Genomic DNA, 17364 nt, shown 5'->3' with positions numbered 1-17364 from the left:
ATGCGACTCCCTGTGGTCGGTGGTGAATTGTTCACAATGTAGGCCCATGACGATGGCGTGTCCCGGTAATCGCCGTTAAATTCTCGTTTCCGATCCGCTATTGCATACAACAGCGTGTCGGCGCAGGATGGGCCCATGACTGCGGTGCAACTTGTCGAGGTGGGTCCCCGTGACGGACTGCAGAACGAGGACGCTGTCCTCTCCGTCGACGACAAGATCGAACTGATCACGCGCAGCGTCGCCTCGGGTGCCACGCGCATCGAGGCGGTGAGCTTCGTGAACCCGAAGCGGGTGCCGCAGATGGCCGGCGCCGAGGAGGTCATGGCAGGCGTCCCGCGTGACGGCTCCGTCTCGTACATCGGGTTGGTGCTCAATCGACGTGGACTCGACCGCGCTCTGGCGTCCGGCGTCGACGAGGTCAACGTCGTGGTCGTCGCGACGGAGGAGTTCAGCAAGCGCAACCAGGGGTGCTCCGTCGACGAGGCGGTGGCGGCGGCGCACGACATCATCACGGATGCGCGTACTGCGGGCGTGCCGGGCACGGTCACCATCGCCGCATCGTTCGGGTGCCCGTTCAGCGGTGAGGTGGATCCGGCGCGAGTCGGGGAACTCGTCGCGCGGATCGCCGAATGCGCACCGGCCGAGATCGCCCTCGCCGACACCATCGGCGTGGGAGTGCCGGCGCAGGTTCGTCGCCTGGCGGAGCTCGCCACCCGTAACGCTCCGAACATCCCGCAGCGCTGGCACTTCCACAACACACGCAACACCGGTTACGCCAACGCGCTGACCGCACTGGAGACGGGGGCGCAGGCCCTCGACGCCAGCATCGGCGGCTTCGGTGGGTGCCCGTTCGCGCCCGCCGCCACCGGGAACATCGCGTCCGAGGACCTGATCTACGCGCTCGACCGCTCCGGCGTCGAGACGGGAGTGAGCATGGACGTGCTGGTCGACGCCGCGACCTGGCTCGGCTCCGCGCTGGGCAAGGACGTGCCGGGGTTCCTCGGGCGTGCGGGTGGCTTTCCTCCGCGGTGACCTGCGGGAAAGACGGCCGTGACTCGTGTTCCCGCGGGAGTTTCGTGTTCCCGCGGTAGATGCAACGCCTACGGGAACACGAAAGGCAAGCGGGAAGGCCGGAGGCCGGCCGTGACTCGGGAAGGCCGGAGGCCGGCCGTTTCTCAGCGGGAAGGCCGGAGGCCGGCCGTTTCTCAGCGGGAAGGCCGGAGGCTCAGACGACCCGGAACCGTTCGAGGACCACGAGAGTCGAGTCGTCGATGGTGAGGCCGGCCAGCGTGTCTGCCATCTCGTCGGATCGCCAGAAGCGTTCGTGCCCGGCACGCCATGCGGCGACGTCGGCGTGACCCTCACCCTCCGCGACGGCGTGCGTATCGTCGACGTCGCCGAGAGCGCTGACGCGTACGTCGGTGATCTCGATGACGCAGGCAGTGGCGCCGCCGGAGTCGATCACTCTGTGACGCTCGCCCACTCGGGGCAGCGGCTCGTTCTCGTACTCCACCCGCAGTGAGGTGGTCGCCGTCTTGCGGCCTGCGCCTATCGCCGACACGAGGGCATCGCGTAGCGGCCCGGGGAAGGCGAACTCGGCCACGGGGAGAGAGTCGATGTCGGCCATTCCTCGAGTATGGCGCACGCGGGTCGGGGTTCCCGCGGACGTTCCCGGTTGCTGCGGACGCTGCAACACCTACGAGAACCTGTGCGGTCAGCGGGAAGGCCGGAGGCCGGTCGAGGTCAGCGGCTCAGCGAGTACACGAGCGTGTCCGTCCACTCACCCTTGCACCAGCAGTCCTGCAGGCGCAGTTCCTCGTCGCGTAATCCCACGCGCTGGGCGAGACGTGCGGAGGCTGCGTTGCGCGCGTCCATCTCCGCGGTGACGCGCCGGACCCGGTCCAGAGCGAGTACCTCGTCGAGCACTGCCTGCACCGCTTCGGTGGCGTAGCCGTGGCCGGAGACGTCGCGCGCGAAGGTCCACCCGAGTTCGACAGTGTCCTCGGCGACGAACCACGCGGAGACAGTGCCGATCACCCGGCCGTTCAGCTCGACCAGAGCATTCAATGCCCCCGTGTCGAGACTCGTTCGCTCGCAGCGTCTCTGCACTGCGATCCGTGCGTCCTCCGCCGTCCACGGCTCGTGCATGAGGTACCGGCAGACCTCGGGATCGGTGTAGAAGTCGAGCCGGTGCTCGTCGTCGGGGGAATAGGTGCGCAGAGTGAGCCGCGCGGTGACGGCGACGACGGTCACGAGGGCGGCCTCGTCACCGCTGCCAGGACGAGGAGGAGAGCCGCCGCGGCGCCACCGACCAGAAATCCTGTACCGGGAGAACGGGAGTCGACCACCACGCCGATACCCGCGGAGGCGAGAGCAGCGCCCGCGTTCACCGCGGTGTTGATCCAGCTCGACGCCTCGGTGCGCACGTCCGCGGTGGTGAGGTGATCGGACAGCAGGTACCCCGTCACCAGGGCGGGTGCGATGCAGAAGCCCAGCAGGAACAGTCCGACGTGCAGCGGCACCGTGGTCGAGACCAGCGACAGCACGGTGGTGAGGACGGCCATCATCAGGACCGTCGTCAGAAGTCGACGGGTCAGCGAGCCGGCCCAGCTCCGGCGCCCGTACAGCAGTCCACCGCAGACACTTCCGGCTCCGAGCGCCGCGAGAAGAGTTCCGGCCGATCCGATGGCTCCCTGCTTCGCGGCGAAGGCTGTGGCGGCGATCTCCACGGTTCCCAGGACGGCCCCGACCCCTGCCATCGCTGTCAGGACACCGACGAAGCCGGGCCGTCGGAGTGGGCGCGACGAGGGAGTGGTCCCTGTCGTGCGCGGGCCGTGTCCGCGCGAGTGCCGGCTGGTGGTCATGCCGACCGTGCCGACGACGGCGACGCATCCCGTGGCGGCGAGTGCGATCGACGGGGACAGGGCGGTGACGAGGGTGGCGCCGAGGAGGGGACCGATGGTGAACATCGACTCCTCGCTCACGGCATCGAGACTGTAGGCGCGGGTGCGGGTCGGCCCCGGCTGCGTCAGCGAGCTCCAGACGACACGCATCGAGGCACCGAGTGGGGGAGGGAAGAATCCGGTGACCAGACTGCCGAGCACCAGGGACCAGGCCGGGGCATCGATGTACGTCAGAACGGCCAGAGTGCCCAGGGCCGTGGCGAATCCGACGGCCATCGAGACGAGGGCTCGCCGCTGACCGATGCGGTCGACGAGACGTGCCCGATACGGTGACGCCACCACATTGGCGACACCGAACGCACCCGTCGCGGAACCCGCGACCGCGAACGATCCGGTGGCACGCTGCACCGCCAACAGGATGACCAGTCCGACCATCGCGAAGGCCAGGCGGCCGAGCAGTGCGGGGAGGAAAGCGCGTGCGGCACCGGGTAATCGGACGATGCCGAGATAGCCGAGCGGATCCGCGGCGCGGTCGTCAGTGGGAGGAGGGTACGCCACCGGTCACCATGTCGAAGACGGCGTCGAGTTGAGCCCGGCCCTCGTCGACGTCGGGGTGGCGCTCGGCGATCTGGTTCAGCAGGGCGCGCTGGAAGATGCCGTCGATGGTGATGTAGGCGGTGGCAGGCGTGAGAACAGGCGCCGCTCCGACGAGTTCGCAGTACCGGGCGACGACGCGCCAGATCATCTCCTCGCGCCGGGACTCGATCTCGAGGACGTCGGCACGGAAGGAGGAATCGAACAGGCTCTGATTGCGCAGGTCGTACCAGAGGCGGTGGATCGCCGCGTCGGCGAGCAGAGTGCCGAAGAAGGTCTCGGTGAACGAGCGTCGCAGCTGCTCCGCGGACTCGGCCCCGGCGACGACGTCGTCGTACCGCGTCACACAGATCTCCTCGTACTGCCGCACGGCATGCGCGATGAGATCGAGCTTGTTGGAGAAGTAGTAGTGCAGGACGCCGTGCGAGTACTCGGAGTTCTGAGCGATCTCGCGGAGGCTGGTGCGGGCGTAACCGAGTTCCGCCAACGTCGCGAGAGTCGCCAGTGCGAGCTCGCTGCGACGCGCCTCGAACTTGTCTCGAGATCGCTCCTCGACGCGAAGTCGGGGGTCGGTGGTCTGGGTCACCCGGAAAGCATACCGCCGCATCGACGAACTCTTGACAGTCGTCAAGATTTTTCTTGACGACTGTCAAGACTTGTCTTTAGTGTTGCCTGCATCACATCGAACAGCGGATGTGATTCCACGTGAAGAACGCTTCGAACAAGGAGAGCGGACATGACGAGTTACGACCTGACCGGACGAACGGCAGTGGTCACAGGCGGTGCGCAGGGCCTCGGCGCGGGAATGGCGCAGGCTCTCGCGGCGGCAGGAGCGTCCGTCGCCATCGCCGACATCAATGCCGCGGGTGGTCAGGAGACGGTCGAGGCGCTGCGGGCCACAGGAGCGAAAGCGGAGTTCGTCCAGCTCGACGTCACGGACGACGCGGCCTGGGAGGCGGCGGTCGAGTCGACCATCGGCGCACTGGGCGGCCTCGACATCGTCGTCAACAACGCGGGTATCGAGGTCACCAGTCTCATCGCCGATCTCGACGCCGAGGCGGCGTCCGCGATGCTGCAGGTCAACGTCATCGGCACCGCACTCGGCGTGAAGCACGCATTCCGCGCGATGCGCCCCGGTGGCAAGGCCGGCAAGGGCGGATCGGTGGTCAACATCGCCTCGGTCGCCGCCACCATCGCGTTCCCCGGAATCAGCCTCTACTCCGCCACGAAATCGGGCATCGACCGACTGACCCGGGTCGCGGCCGCCGAATCGGGAAAGCTCGGCTACGGCGTGCGCGTCAACTGCATCTATCCGGCACTGACCCCGACCGCGATGGGCAACAAGCTCGCGGTCGACACCGCGGAACTCGGCCTGTTCCCGTCCGTCGAGGCGGCAGTGCAGACCGTCGTGGAACTGACGCCCCTCGGTCGACTCGGCCAGGTCGACGACATGGCGGACGCCGTCGTGTTCCTGTCGTCCGACGCCGCGAAGTTCATCACCGGCGCGGGGCTCCCCGTCGACGGCGGCATGGGCATGTGACCTTCCGCCCCACCAGCACGGCTCTCGACCACCCCACTTCGAACCAGGAGATCAACCATGCCCACTGACAAGCGCGTCGTCGTCTACGGAGCGTCCGGCTACACGGGTCGCCTCATCTGTGAGTACCTGCGCGAGTACAACATTCCCTTCCTGGCCGCCGGCCGCGATCACGCCCGCCTGAAGGATGCCGTGAGTGCCGTGCCGGGTATCGACACCGTCGAGCACGAGATCGTCGAGGTCGAGCACACCGTGGAGGCGCTGACCGAGGCCTTCCGCGGCGCGACCGTGGTCCTCAACACCGTGGGACCGTTCGCCCGCTACGGCCACGAGGTGGCGCAGGCCTGCCTGGCCATCGGTGCGCACTACACCGACACCAACGGCGAGCAGAACTGGATGATCGACGCCGAGGCGCAGTACAGCGCCGACTTCGCCTCGCAGGGACTGGTTCTCACGCCGGGCCTCGCGCAGATGTACTCCATCGGTGAGATCGCCGCGAACATCTGCCTGGAGAACCCGGGTCTGAACAGCCTCGACATCCAGGTGTTCTGGAAGGGGCACCCCACCGTCGCCTCGACCAACACCATCCTCACCAACGCCGCGTTCTCCAAGGCCTACTACCTGGAGGAGAACGAGTACGTCGAGTGGCCCGCCGACGCCGGGCTCTACACCGTGAGCGTTCCCGGTCAGCACGATCTCGGCCTGGCGTTGCCGTGGGGCGGCACGTCGCACCCGGTCTGGTTCAAGAACGACCCGCGGGTCACCACCGCGAAGGCTCTCGGCGGTGTCTTCAATCCACCTCTGATGAAGGCGGTTCCGCTGTTGGTGGCCGCCGCCCTCGAACAGATGGAGGGCAAGTCCGACGAGGAGAAGTACCGCATCATCGACGAACAGTCGTCCGCGATCCGCAGCGAGATGCCGCCCCGGGAGAATCCGCGCCTGAACACCTCGCTGGACTCGGTGTACGCATCGGGTCCGCTGGGCCGCGCACACTGCGTCATCCACGGCAACTCGAACTACAAGCAGACGGCGTTGCTCAACGCGCACGGTGCCGCTGCGCTGCTGCAGGGAGCTCCGCGCAAGGTCGGATTCGCCTCCAGCTGTGAGGCGTTCGGTCATCGCGAGTTGCTCGGCACGCTGCGGGCGTTCGGTCTGGTCCTGGACCCGATCGTCTCCGTGCACCGCTGAGATGCGACTCTCCGACTACCTGGACAAGGGCGTCTCGCTCGGCCGTGGGGCACCGTGCCTCACGGCCGGGGGTGACACCTCCACCTACGGTGAGGTGTACGACCGGTCGGTCGAGATCGCCGCGGCGCTGCAACACGACGGTGTCGAGGCCGGCGATCGCGTCGCCGTCCTGTCCGGTAACGACCCGCTGGCGCTGACGTGCGTGTTCGGCATCTCGCGCGCCGGCGCGGTGTGGTGCCCGGTGAATCCGCGGAACGAGGCCGACGAGAACCGCCAGCTGTTCGATCTCTTCGGATGCCGAACTCTGTTCTTCCAGAGCCGATTCACCGATCTGGTCGACCGGATCCGAGGCGATCTGCCGCACCTCGTGCGACTGGTCTGCCTCGACGGTGACACGGAGTGGTCGATCCCGTTCGAGTCGTGGCTCGCCGAACACCGCGGCGAGCTCGACGCGGACAGGCGGCCGCCGCGCGGGCTCGCGATGCTGGCGGGAACGGGCGGCACCACGGGAAAGCCGAAAGGGGTGCGGCTGACCGAGGACAACATGATGACCTCGACGGCGCTCGCGCTGATGAGCTATCCCTTCGGTGTGCGTCCGCGGTATCTCGCGCTGGCGCCGCTCACACACTCCGCCGGTGTGCTGACGTTCCCGATCCTGAGTCTAGGCGGCGAGGTGGTCATCATGGCGGCCCCCGACATCGGGGAGTTCCTGGCGCTGATCGAACGGCACCGCATCACCCATGCGTTCCTGCCTCCGACGGTGATCTACGGCGTGCTCGACCACCCGGATCTGGATCATCGGGACCTGTCGTCTCTCCGCTGCCTCTGGTACGGGGCGGCGCCGATGTCGCCGACGCGGCTCGAGGAAGCGCTCACGCGCATCGGGCCGGTGCTGGGGCAGCTGTTCGGACAGACCGAGGCGCCCAACATGATCGCCACCCTGGCGCCGGCGGACCACTTTCGTCCGGACGGCACGGTGGCGACGGAACGGCTCACCTCGGCCGGTCGTCCGACACCCTTGACCACGGTCGCGATCATGACCGAGAAGGGCGACCTCGTCGGCACCGGTGAGCGTGGCGAGATCGTCGTGCGCGGTCCCCTGGTCATGGACGGCTATCACGACAATCCGGCGGCGACGGCAGAGGTGGGCGCTCACGGTTGGCACCACACGGGCGACATCGGATACCTCGACGACGAGGGCTTCCTCTACGTCGTGGACCGCGCGAAGGACATGATCATCACGGGCGGCTTCAACGTCTACTCGGCCGAAGTCGAGCAGGCTCTGCTCGCTCACCCTGCAGTGAAGGAGTCGGCCGTGGTGGGTCTCCCCGACGAGAAATGGGGCGAACGGGTCGTGGCGGCTGTCGAGCTGCGCGCCGGGCAGGAGGTGGATCCCGCCGCACTGATCGCCTTCGTCAAAGAACGCATCGGCAGCGTGAAGGCGCCGAAGAACATCGAGGTCTGGGATCTTCTGCCCCGGTCGAAGGTCGGAAAGATCCTGAAGAACGAGGTCAGGTACACCATGACGATGTAGTGCGTGGGTCGCTCGACCTCTGTACACGGCGAATGGCCGGGTCTACCGTGAACGGACCGAACGGTACGTCCAGCCAGGAGGTCCACCATGTCTCGTCGTGTCACCCGCACACTCGTCGGAGCCACAGCCGCCGGCGCCGGAGCAGTCGCCATTGCCTTGTCGGGCGGTGCAACGGCGTCGGCGGCACCCGCGCAGGGCCCTATCTATTGGCAATCGTTCGGCGTGCTCGTCATTCCGGCGAGCGAGAACTGTCAGAACACGGCGGAACGGTATCGCGAGCGAGGCGACATCATCCTCGTCGACTGCGCCACCAATCTCGCGTACCCCGGCTACCAGCTCGTCGGAATCCGCACGGATCTTTTCGGGAGCTGATCGCCAGCGAACTCGATCGACGAGTTCCCGCGGTCGATTCGTGTTGCCGCGGGCTCTGCAACCGGCGCGGTACGACCTAGCTCCCGCGGGAAGCGGCACGCAGCTCGACCTCTGTACACGGCGGGAGACCGGGTCTACCGTAAACGGACCGAACGGTACGTACAACCAGGAGGTCCATCATGTCTCGTCGAATCACCCGCACACTCGTCGGTGCCACCGTGGCAGGCGCCGGAGCCGCTGCCATCGTGTTGTCCGGCGGGGCAACGGCGTCCGCAGCACCGTCGATCGGCCCGCTCTACTTTCAGACCTTCGGCGAGTTCTACTTCCCTCCCGCAAAGAATTGCCAGCAGACGGCAGCCGAGTACCGGGAGCGAGGCGACATCATCCTCGTGAACTGTGCTCCCGGCTTCGCCTTCGGCACGTACCAGCTCGTCGGCATCCGCGCAGGCTTCGGTAGCTGAGCCCGAGCCCACCGGCGCAGTCACTACGGTGGGCGGATGCCACTGTCGCCGCGAGTCCCGGACCTCGGAGCCCTCGATGTGATGGTGTCCGTCGCCCGGTTGGGCAGCATGACGGCAGCGGGCCGCGAACACGGGTTGAGTCAGCAGGCGGTCAGCGCGCGAGTGCGTGCTGCGGAACGGGACATCGGTGTCCGCATCTTCGATCGCGGGACGAGCGGTGTCGCCCTGACCCCCGAGGGCGTCGCGGTCATGGAGTGGGCGGGCGGCATCCTCGACTCGGCCGAGAAGTTCGGGACAGGAGTGACATCGCTTCTGCGCGAGGGCAATGCGACGCTCACCATCGCCGCGAGTATGACCGTCGCCGAGCACCTCGTGCCGGCGTGGATGCTGTCGATGCGCAGACAGTCGCCCGACGTCCAGGTGCAGATGCGACTGATGAACTCGGCGGAGGTCGCCGAGCAGGTGCTGGACGGGCGCGCGGACATCGGCTTCGTCGAAGGGCCCGACGTGCCGGCCGGGCTCGGGGTCGCCGTCGTCGCGCACGACGAGCTGATCATCGTCACGGGACCGTCCCACCCGTGGGCGACCAGACGTGCGGCGTCGATGGAGCTGCTGCAGACGACGGCTCTGGTGCAACGGGAGCCGGGGTCGGGAACCCGCACCACGTACGAGAGCGCCGTCCGCCCGACGGTTCCGCCGCTCATCGAGCTCAACTCCGTCACCGCTGTCAAGTCTGCTGCCACATCGGCGAATGCGCCGGCGGTGGTGTCGTCCCTCGCGGTGGAGGGGGAGCTGCGGAGTGGCGCGTTGGTGCGCATCGACGTTCCCGGTCTTTCGATGACGCGTGAGCTGCGCGCGGTCTGGAGCCTGTCTGCAGCACTGCGCGGTCCACGTCGCGACTTCCTCGACATTGCCCGGCAGTAGCCACAAACAGCGTTTGTGGGGTGACAAGAGCACGACCACTACTGATCGTCGCCGTCCCGGCGCACTGTGAAGGCATGACGACCTTCCGGACCGCGACATCGCACGGGCTGCTCCGCGATCTCGACTCGCCCGGCAGCGTGATCGAGCACATCACGCCGAACTGGTTCGCATCGGTGATGGGGACCGGAATCGTCGCCACTGCCGCAGCAACGCTGCCCGTGCAGAATGTCGTGCTCCACATGGCAGCCGTCGTCATGTGGCTGCTCGCCTCGACTGTCCTCGTCGTCGTGTCGACCCTGTTCGCCGCGCACTGGCTCGCGCACCGCCGCGTCGCGCAGGCCCACGCGGCCCACCCGGTCATGATGCAGTTCTACGGCGCGCCGCCCATGGCCCTGCTCACCGTCGGTGCCGGCACGAGCCTCCTCGGCGTGGACATCATCGGGCAGAGCCTGGCCACCTCGATCTTCGTCGTCCTCTGGACGGTGGGTACCGCGCTGGGGCTCGCGACCAGTGTCGTCGTCCCGTACGTGATGATCACCCGCCGCCGCAGCGCCGACACGGTCGCGCTCCCGGCATGGCTGATGCCCGTGGTGCCGCCGATGGTCTCGGCATCCACCGGTGCACTTCTCCTCCCGCACATCGCCGACGGGCAGTGGCGGCTCGCGATGCTCGTCGGCTGCTACGCGCTGTTCGGATCGGCACTCGTGACCGGGTTGATGGTGACGACCGCGGTTCTCGGTCGACTGCTGCACGGCGCCGTCCTCCCGGTCCAGGCTGCACCGACTATATGGATCACTCTCGGCGTCATCGGCCAGTCCGTCACCGCGGCCAACCTCCTGGGTGCCGATGCGGCGATGGTGTTCACCGGTGACCGGAGCGAGGTGGCGGTGGTCCTGCGTGCGGCGGGAATCCTCTTCGGAATGGTGATGGGCGGCTTCGGAGCGATGATGTTCGCCCTGGCCACGGCGCTGACCGTGCACGCGGCGCGCCGAGGACTGCGCTTCTCGTTGGCATGGTGGTCGTTCACCTTCCCGGTCGGAACATGCGTCACCGGCGCGGCGGCGTTGGGGCGCGCGCTGGAGTCGTCCGTCGTCGAGGCACTGGCGGTCGTGCTGTTCGCCGTGCTGGTGACGGCGTGGACGACGGTGGCGACGAGGACGGTGCGCGAGGCGTATCGCGGCCGGGTGTTTCTTCCGGCGTGAGAGTCGCACGACGGCGAAGTGGGCACACTGGAGGCATGGAGATCACCGGCCACCTCACGCCCGACGAGTTCTGGACCCAGCAACGCGCGATCGAGGATCAGATCCGCGCCGAGTCGACCACCTTCCCGACCTACACGGTGAACGGGTGGAACGGGGTGCGGGTGATGGGCCCGTGGTCGCGGGAGAACGACGTACTGACCAGCGTGACACTGCGGCACGGTGAGGTCGACTGGGACGGCGACGACATCGACGGTCCCTTCGTCGAGGTCACCACCACCACGAAGGACGCGCACCGCACGGCGCTGAAGGCGATGCTGTCGGCGATCGGTCTGACGCCGATGTCGCCCGAGTACAAGCGGCGACGTGAGGCCATCGCGGCGACGGAGGCGCGTCGCGTCGTCGTGCCGGTGAACGGCGCGGACACCGACTTCGAGATGCACGGCGGGCAGGAACGGTGGTGGGCGTCGGCGACGGTGGGCGACCACGGTGTGGTGATCGAGGCGCGGCACCACCCTGTCGAGGCGGTGGCGCTGACGTCGGAGACCGACATGGAGCCCTATCTCGACGGCCTCCGCGCCGCGATCCGTACGAGTCGGGGCGAGTGATGGCACTGCCCTCGCACGGCCGATTCCCGTACTCGCCCATCACGTCCCGTCCGTCGTTCTCGTGGCCGGGCGGCGCGTCCCTCGCGGTGTACGTCGCCGTCAACTGCGAGCACTTCCCGTACGACGACGGAGCTCCCGGGCTGGGATGGACGCCGCGAATGGACCAGCCGAACACCTACAACTGGGGTTGGCGCGAGTACGGCAACAGGGCGGGCGGCTTCGCGTTGGCCGACACGTTGCGCGACAGCGGAATTCGTCCGACTCTGCTCGTCAACGCCGAGATCTACGAGCACGCTCCCGATCTGGTGGCGGCGTATCGCGCACTCGGCGCGGACGTCGTCGCCCACGGCCGCACCAACGCCGAGCAGCCGAACCAGCAGGACGAGGACGCGGAACGTCGCACCATCGAGGCGGTACGACGGGCGATCGAGTCACACGAGGGTTCGCCGCCTCGGGGTTGGATGAGCCCCGGCGCGAACCCGAGCCGGGTGACGGAGGACCTGTTGGCGGAGCAGGGATTCGAGTACACGCTCGACTGGCCGATCGACGACCAGCCGGTGTGGATGGCCACGCGCGGTGGACCTCTACTGAGTATTCCGTACCCGCACGAGGTCAACGACCTTCCGGTGTTCGTCCATCACCACGGGTCCGCGGAGGATTTCGAGCACATCGTCGTCGACTCGTTCGACGAGCTGAAGGAGCAGTCGCGGCGCGCACCGCGCGTGTTGGCCATCTCCACCCACACGTTCCTCACCGGGCAACCGCACCGGCTCAGACGCTTTCGTCGCGCGCTGGATCACCTGACGTCGCACGCCGACGGTGTCTGGTTCACCACCGCCGGCGACATCGCCGAGCACTATCGGACGGTCACTCCGCCGCCTGCGTGACGTAGTCGTGCAGCTGCGCCTCGGTGAGGTTCGCCTCGGTGAGTGCCGCGAGGGCCTCCGGATCGAGGTTCTCGGCACTGCCGTCCGCGAAGCGCCGTGCACCCTCGGCCGTGACACCGCGTGCTCGCAACTGGGCGAACACCTCGTCGGTACTCACACGCCCGCCGGGAGTGCCCGTGCCGCGACTCCCGCTCCCATGTTGTACCCGAGATGACCGCCGAGAGCGCCGCCCAGACCGGCGACGGCGAATCCGGCGAGTGCGAGCGCCTTCGACGTGGTGTCCGGCGGCGACGACGCGTCCGCTGCCTTCGCGCGCCGGCGATACGACGCCGTGAACAGAGCCAGGGCTACGGCGTTGGTGCTCGCGTGGATCAGACCCACTCGTCGCTGTTCCGCGTTGAGCGTCGACCACGTCGCCCACCCCGTCACCAGTGCGGTGGGGGCGGTCACCAGTCCGGCACCGATGAGGCGCCGCGCTGCCGCGGAGTCTCCACCGGTGACATCGAGAAAGACTGCGCTGGTCCACAATCCGACCGAAGAGTAGGCCATGATGGGATGCATCGGGTGGCCGACGAAGGTCCCACGGAGGAGGCCGTCGACCTTCGTCCCCTCGAGAGCGGATCGGAGCTTCCCGGCGACGGGGTCGCTGACCGGATCGAGGAACGTCGCCTTCTCGAGCGGGTGGAACAGCGGTGTGAGATTCATACCGTGTCGGATACCCGCAGCGGTCGAGGGTAACCGCGACGCACGGTGCGCTCGAGAATGCCGAGGGTCACGCGCAGGGACGATCCGGACACCACGGGGAATATGTCACGCTCCCGCCAGTCGGGATGGATGTCGGACCAGTCGTAGTAGGACGTGACGAGGGTGCCCTCCGTGCCGTCCTCGAAGGAGTGCGGCGCGAGCCGGTACCCGTAGCGGTGACCGATGGGCGGTCGGACCGTGCCGACGATCGTCCACGAGATGTCCCGATCGCGCTCGAAGGTCGCGATGGTGACCTCGACGTCGTAGGTACCCATCGGGAGGTCGCCGAGTGCCTCGCGATCCATGTGCACGACGAAGGTGTCTCCCGCGGACGTCACAGGTGCGCCGTCCGCGCTCATCAACATGCCCGAGCCGTCGATGGCGACGTGGCCGTCGGGATCGCAGAGCACGTCGAAGATGTCCGCCGCGGGCAACGGCATCACGCGCTGAAACTCGAGTCGTTCGTCGGTCATGGGTCCAGTCTGCACTTGTGCAGGAAGCGGGTGCGCAGGTCGTCATTGAAGACGGAGCGCGACGGGCACAGACTCGTGACCATGACGGACCTCACAGGACGATCGGCTCTCATCACCGGTGGTGCCAGCGGAATCGGGGCCGCGATCGCCCGCGCCCTCGCGGCGAACGGCGCTCGGGTCACCGTCGCCGACCTCGACGGTGACGCCGCCACGGCGCTGGCACACGAGATCGGGGGAGACGCGTGGCAGGTGGATCTCTCCGACGTCGACGCGCTCGCGGACCTCACCCTCGAGACCGACATCCTGGTGAACAACGCGGGAATCCAGCACGTGTCGCCGATCGAGGACTTCGACCCGGTGATGTTCCGCCGCATCCTGACACTCATGGTGGAGGCACCGTTCCTGCTGGTGCGTGCCGCTCTGCCGCACATGTACGAGTCCGGGTACGGACGCATCGTCAACATGTCGTCCGTGCACGGCATCCGGGCATCGGCCAACAAGTCGGCGTACGTCACGGCGAAGCACGCGCTGGAGGGACTGTCGAAGGTCACCGCTCTCGAAGGCGCCGAGCGGGGCGTCCGCAGCAACTGCGTCAACCCCGGCTACGTGCGAACACCCCTCGTGGAGAAGCAGATCGCCGATCAGGCGCGCGTCCACGGCATCGACGAGTCCGAGGTGCTCGAGAAGGTGCTGCTGACCGAGAGTGCGATCAAGCGGATGGTGGAGCCGGAGGAGGTGGCCGCACTGGTGTCCTTCCTCGTCGGAGACGAGGCGTCGATGATCACCGGAGCGTCGTACACGATGGACGGCGGCTGGAGCGCGAGCTGATCACTCGCCGCGCGAGACGCTCTCCACGAAGTCGCGGGCGATGTCACGGAGCTTGCGGTTGGCGCGCTGTGACTCCGCGGACAGCATGCCGAACGCGGTGTCGCTGTCGACGCCGTGCAGCGCCATGAGAATGCCCTTGGCCTGCTCGATGGGGGCGCGGTGCTCGAGTGCGTCCTGCAGGCCCGACGCGACCTCGCGGGCCGACCGCACGCGGGCGTAGTCGCCGATCGCCGTGGACACGGTGGACGTCAGCAGCTCGAGGATCGACTCGTCGATCGCCCCGAACGCGTCGGGGGCGGTGCCGTACAGGTTGAACGATCCGAGCTTCATGTCGGCGGTGTGCAGGGGCGCGGCGAGGAACGAGCGCACGCCCTCCTCGCGGGCAGCGTGTACGAACTCCGGCCAGCGCTGCTGCGCCGCATCGACGTCGACGCGCACGATCTCCCCGGTCCGGGCGGCCTCGAGGCACGGACCCTCACCGATCTCGTACTGATGGCGGTCGACCTCGAGCGTGCGGTCGTCGGTGTGCACGGCCGTGTACGTCAGGCCGCCGAACAGGATGCTCACACCGACGCTGGACGCACCGTCGACGGCCTCGTGTGCGATCTCCGCGGTGCGCTTCAGCAGCACCGCAAGATGGTCGTCGTCGCGGACGCTGCCGCCGACCACGCTCAGCATGGCCGCGAGTCGACGGGGAGCGACCGACCCGGTGGCCACCTCGGTGACCAACTCCGCCGCACGCGACGTCGACTCGTCCGCCTCCGCGCGCTCCGAGTCCGCTGTCGCCGCCACGGCGCTGTCCCTGCTCTCCACGGTTGAGAATCATCGCACGACGCGGGGACAACAGCAGCGACTCCGGTTGAGTTCGGTGGCCAGCGGGTATCGCAAGCATCAGGTACTCGTGTTGTCCGGACATCACGAAGTGCCAGAGCCGTCGTGTGAAGAAGCCCGCCGATGTCTCGGAGACCCCCACTGTGTGCCTGCGCACCGGTGGGGTTCTTCGTGTCCTGGGCTCAGCCGCGGCGTGCGTGCTCCTCGATCACGGCGGCATTGAGCGCGGCCGCGGCGCTGACGATCGCGGCGGCGTCGTCCGGGTCGCACTCGCCGTCGGCGACGCGCGCGACGGCATCCTGCATGCGTACGCACAGTGTGGCGACGGAATCGTCGTCGGTCGGCCCGTCCGCCACGGCGCTCGTACCCGCCGATTCGTCGTCGGCCGGCTCGGTCTGACGGGGGTCCTCGATCACGTCGTCCCGCCCGGCGTCCGCGAGTCGCTCGAACTCCTCGGCCGGTGTCTCGGGACGGTAGTTGCGAGGGCTGCCGTTCACCACGGTGCGCGTGCCCGGCGACAGCGCCACGAAATTGACCCGAGTCCCGCCGGGATCGCCGCTGACCCGGAAGACCCGATCCGGGCGTGTGACACTGCGCACGATCATGCCGTCCGCGATGGCGTGCGGATTGCGTGGAGCCACATCGAACCTCGATTCACTGGTTGTGGGCCATCATGGTCGTATGACTTCCGTGATGGAGCGCCTGCTGGACATCGCACCGATCTGGGTGTTCCTCATCGTCTTCCTGCTGGTGTTCCTCGAGGACGCGATCTTCGTCGGTTTCGTGATCCCGGGAGAGACGGCCGCGGTCATCGGCGGTGTCGCGGCGAGTCAGGACCACGTGAGTGTCGTGGCGATGGCGGCGGTCGTGGTCGTCGCGGCCGTGGTGGGTGACTCGGTGGGCTTCGAGATCGGCAAGCACTTCGGCCCACGACTGTTGGCCATGAAGATTCTGGACAAGCGTCGCGACAAGCTGGACAAGGCGCGGGACCTGTTGGCGCGCAAGGGCGGGACGGCCGTCTTCCTCGGCCGGTTCGTCGCCTTCTTCCGAGCGGTGATGCCGGCGTTGGCCGGGATGTCGCGCATGCCGTACCCGAAGTTCCTCGCGTACAACGCACTCGGTGGGCTCGTCTGGGGGACGGGGTTCGTGGTGCTCGGATTCGTCGCCGGCAACTCGTACGAACAGGTTGCGAAGACGGTGGGACGGGACGCGGCGATCATCGTGGTCGCGGTGGTGGTGATCGCGCTGATCGTGTGGCGCGTCCGGGCTCATCGCTCCGAGAAGGGCGCGGCGCGGGCCTACGATCCCAGCGCGAGCACCGACAGCAGCTCGTAGGCCACGTGTGACGCGGCGATTCCGGTGATCTCCGCGTGGTCGTACGCGGGCGCGACCTCGACGATGTCCGCACCGACGATGTTCGCTCCCACCAGCCCGCGCAGGGTGTTCAGCAGTTCCCGCGACGTCATGCCGCCCGCCTCGGGTGTGCCGGTGCCCGGGGCGTGGGCCGGGTCGAGGACGTCGATGTCCACGGAGACGTAGACCGGGCCCGTGTCGAGACGGCGGCGCATCCGCTCGACGATCGAGGCCACCCCGTCCGTCTCGTAGTCGTCGGACCGGATGATCTGAAACCCCAGGACGGCGTCGTCCTCGAGGTCCTTCTTGCCGTACAGCGGACCGCGGATCCCGATGTGCTGCGACCGCTCGAGGTCGATCAGCCCCTCCTCGCTGGCCCGTCGGAACGGTGTCCCGTGCGTGAAGGGTGCACCGAAGTACGTGTCCCACGTGTCGAGGTGGGCGTCGAAGTGCAACACGGCGATCGGCCCGTGGTCGCGGTGCAGCGCGCGCAGGATCGGCAGCGCGATGGTGTGGTCGCCACCGAGAGTGAGGACCGTGCTGCCGTCCTTGCGCAGATCGGTGATCGCGTGCTCGACGGTCGTCAGTGCCTCGGCGATGTCGAACGGATTGACCGCGATGTCGCCGGCATCGGCCACCTGGCGGTGCGCGAACGGCGACACGTCCAGCGCGGGGTTGTACGGCCGGAGCAGTTTGGACGACGCGCGGATGTGGCCGGGACCGAAGCGCGCGCCCGGCCGGTAGCTCACGCCCGAGTCGAAGGGCACTCCGACGATGCTCACGTCGGCCCGGGAGACCTCGTCGAGTCGCGGCAGCCGCGCGAAGGTCGACGGTTCCATGTACCGCGGGTATCGCGAGCCGTCCAGAGGTCCCCTGATGTCGGTCATGAGCAGTGATGTTTCCTCACTTCAGGCGGTTGGTCAACACT

At 67.9% G+C, this 17364-nt stretch carries 22 protein-coding genes; 12 read left to right on the top strand and 10 right to left on the bottom strand.

From position 1 onward, the window contains the following. Positions 1-135 precede the first annotated feature (135 nt). On the top strand, positions 136-1032 hold the full coding sequence (locus tag BR07_RS0117315; protein ID WP_027506511.1) for a hydroxymethylglutaryl-CoA lyase: 897 nt from the start codon (positions 136-138) through the stop codon (positions 1030-1032). Between the two features lie 193 nt (positions 1033-1225). Here BR07_RS0117315 and BR07_RS0117310 read toward each other — a convergent pair whose 3' ends face one another. From BR07_RS0117310 to BR07_RS0117295, 4 genes are all read right to left on the bottom strand, one after another. Next, complete coding sequence (locus tag BR07_RS0117310) at positions 1226-1627, bottom strand: ASCH domain-containing protein (RefSeq protein WP_027506510.1); 402 nt, start codon at positions 1625-1627, stop codon at positions 1226-1228. Positions 1628-1743: 116 nt separating this feature from the next. Then, the gene (locus BR07_RS0117305) at positions 1744-2253 is read right to left on the bottom strand and encodes a GNAT family N-acetyltransferase (RefSeq protein ID WP_027506509.1); all 510 of its coding nucleotides are present in this window, start codon (positions 2251-2253) and stop codon (positions 1744-1746) included. Continuing rightward, positions 2250-3461, bottom strand: coding sequence for an MFS transporter (locus BR07_RS0117300; RefSeq protein WP_081821369.1), 1212 nt, complete (start codon positions 3459-3461; stop codon positions 2250-2252). The genes BR07_RS0117305 and BR07_RS0117300 overlap by 4 nt, the downstream gene beginning before the upstream one ends. Continuing rightward, positions 3439-4083 (bottom strand): TetR/AcrR family transcriptional regulator, encoded by a 645-nt coding sequence (locus BR07_RS0117295; protein ID WP_027506507.1) that lies wholly within the window; start codon positions 4081-4083, stop codon positions 3439-3441. The genes BR07_RS0117300 and BR07_RS0117295 overlap by 23 nt, the downstream gene beginning before the upstream one ends. Before the next feature lie 150 nt (positions 4084-4233). On the opposite strand from BR07_RS0117295, the gene BR07_RS0117290 reads away from it, so the two are divergent. The 9 genes from BR07_RS0117290 to BR07_RS0117250 all read left to right on the top strand — a co-directional run bounded on the left by BR07_RS0117290 (position 4234) and on the right by BR07_RS0117250 (position 12207). After that, on the top strand, positions 4234-5037 hold the full coding sequence (locus tag BR07_RS0117290; protein ID WP_027506506.1) for an SDR family NAD(P)-dependent oxidoreductase: 804 nt from the start codon (positions 4234-4236) through the stop codon (positions 5035-5037). Positions 5038-5094: 57 nt separating this feature from the next. Next, positions 5095-6222: a DUF5938 domain-containing protein gene (locus BR07_RS0117285; protein ID WP_027506505.1), complete on the top strand. Its 1128-nt coding sequence runs from the start codon at positions 5095-5097 to the stop codon at positions 6220-6222. Position 6223: 1 nt separating this feature from the next. After that, entirely contained in the window at positions 6224-7756 is a 1533-nt protein-coding gene (locus BR07_RS0117280; protein WP_027506504.1) for an AMP-binding protein, read from the top strand. A gap of 87 nt (positions 7757-7843) precedes the next feature. Then, positions 7844-8128 carry a hypothetical protein gene (locus BR07_RS0117275; RefSeq protein ID WP_027506503.1) on the top strand — a complete coding sequence of 95 codons (285 nt, stop codon included), beginning with the start codon at positions 7844-7846 and terminating at the stop codon, positions 8126-8128. Between the two features lie 179 nt (positions 8129-8307). Then, positions 8308-8589: a hypothetical protein gene (locus BR07_RS0117270; protein WP_027506502.1), complete on the top strand. Its 282-nt coding sequence runs from the start codon at positions 8308-8310 to the stop codon at positions 8587-8589. A 36-nt stretch (positions 8590-8625) separates the two neighbouring features. Then, positions 8626-9513, top strand: a complete 888-nt coding sequence (locus BR07_RS0117265; protein ID WP_027506501.1) for a LysR family transcriptional regulator — start codon at positions 8626-8628, stop codon at positions 9511-9513. A gap of 74 nt (positions 9514-9587) precedes the next feature. After that, entirely contained in the window at positions 9588-10715 is a 1128-nt protein-coding gene (locus BR07_RS25235) for a TDT family transporter (protein ID WP_051613523.1), read from the top strand. A 35-nt stretch (positions 10716-10750) separates the two neighbouring features. Further along, positions 10751-11320, top strand: coding sequence for a hypothetical protein (locus BR07_RS0117255; RefSeq protein WP_027506500.1), 570 nt, complete (start codon positions 10751-10753; stop codon positions 11318-11320). Continuing rightward, positions 11320-12207, top strand: a complete 888-nt coding sequence (locus tag BR07_RS0117250) for a polysaccharide deacetylase family protein (RefSeq protein ID WP_027506499.1) — start codon at positions 11320-11322, stop codon at positions 12205-12207. The genes BR07_RS0117255 and BR07_RS0117250 overlap by 1 nt, the downstream gene beginning before the upstream one ends. Here the strand turns inward: BR07_RS0117250 and BR07_RS27055 are convergent. The 3 genes from BR07_RS27055 to BR07_RS0117235 are packed head-to-tail and all read right to left on the bottom strand — an operon-like array spanning position 12188 to position 13424. Beyond that, the gene (locus BR07_RS27055; RefSeq protein ID WP_155957085.1) at positions 12188-12364 is read right to left on the bottom strand and encodes a hypothetical protein; all 177 of its coding nucleotides are present in this window, start codon (positions 12362-12364) and stop codon (positions 12188-12190) included. The two genes, BR07_RS0117250 and BR07_RS27055, sit on opposite strands and share 20 nt — an antisense overlap. After that, complete coding sequence (locus BR07_RS0117240) at positions 12361-12912, bottom strand: DUF2231 domain-containing protein (RefSeq protein ID WP_027506498.1); 552 nt, start codon at positions 12910-12912, stop codon at positions 12361-12363. Before BR07_RS0117240 ends, BR07_RS27055 begins: the two co-directional genes overlap by 4 nt. Continuing rightward, positions 12909-13424, bottom strand: coding sequence for a polyketide cyclase (locus BR07_RS0117235; RefSeq protein ID WP_027506497.1), 516 nt, complete (start codon positions 13422-13424; stop codon positions 12909-12911). Before BR07_RS0117235 ends, BR07_RS0117240 begins: the two co-directional genes overlap by 4 nt. Positions 13425-13505: 81 nt before the next feature. Here BR07_RS0117235 and BR07_RS0117230 point away from each other — a divergent pair, with 81 nt between their 5' ends. Next, on the top strand, positions 13506-14252 hold the full coding sequence (locus tag BR07_RS0117230) for a 3-hydroxybutyrate dehydrogenase (RefSeq protein WP_027506496.1): 747 nt from the start codon (positions 13506-13508) through the stop codon (positions 14250-14252). Here the strand turns inward: BR07_RS0117230 and BR07_RS0117225 are convergent, their stop codons facing one another. After that, entirely contained in the window at positions 14253-15065 is an 813-nt protein-coding gene (locus BR07_RS0117225) for a GAF and ANTAR domain-containing protein (RefSeq protein WP_027506495.1), read from the bottom strand. Positions 15066-15265: 200 nt separating this feature from the next. Further along, a complete protein-coding gene (locus tag BR07_RS27050) occupies positions 15266-15724 on the bottom strand; it encodes a hypothetical protein (protein WP_027506494.1) in 459 nt (152 codons plus the stop codon). 40 nt (positions 15725-15764) lie between these two features. On the opposite strand from BR07_RS27050, the gene BR07_RS25230 reads away from it, so the two are divergent. Then, positions 15765-16418: a DedA family protein gene (locus tag BR07_RS25230; protein WP_051613522.1), complete on the top strand. Its 654-nt coding sequence runs from the start codon at positions 15765-15767 to the stop codon at positions 16416-16418. Here the strand turns inward: BR07_RS25230 and speB are convergent. Next, a complete protein-coding gene (speB, locus tag BR07_RS0117210; RefSeq protein WP_027506493.1) occupies positions 16382-17323 on the bottom strand; it encodes an agmatinase in 942 nt (313 codons plus the stop codon). The two genes, BR07_RS25230 and speB, sit on opposite strands and share 37 nt — an antisense overlap. Positions 17324-17364 lie beyond the last annotated feature (41 nt).

The sequence above is a fragment of the Rhodococcus sp. UNC23MFCrub1.1 genome (assembly GCF_000686025.1).
Classification (GTDB): domain Bacteria; phylum Actinomycetota; class Actinomycetes; order Mycobacteriales; family Mycobacteriaceae; genus Rhodococcoides.
Note: the sequence above shows the minus strand (reverse complement) of the source record. Positions and strands in the feature narration are given on the sequence as shown.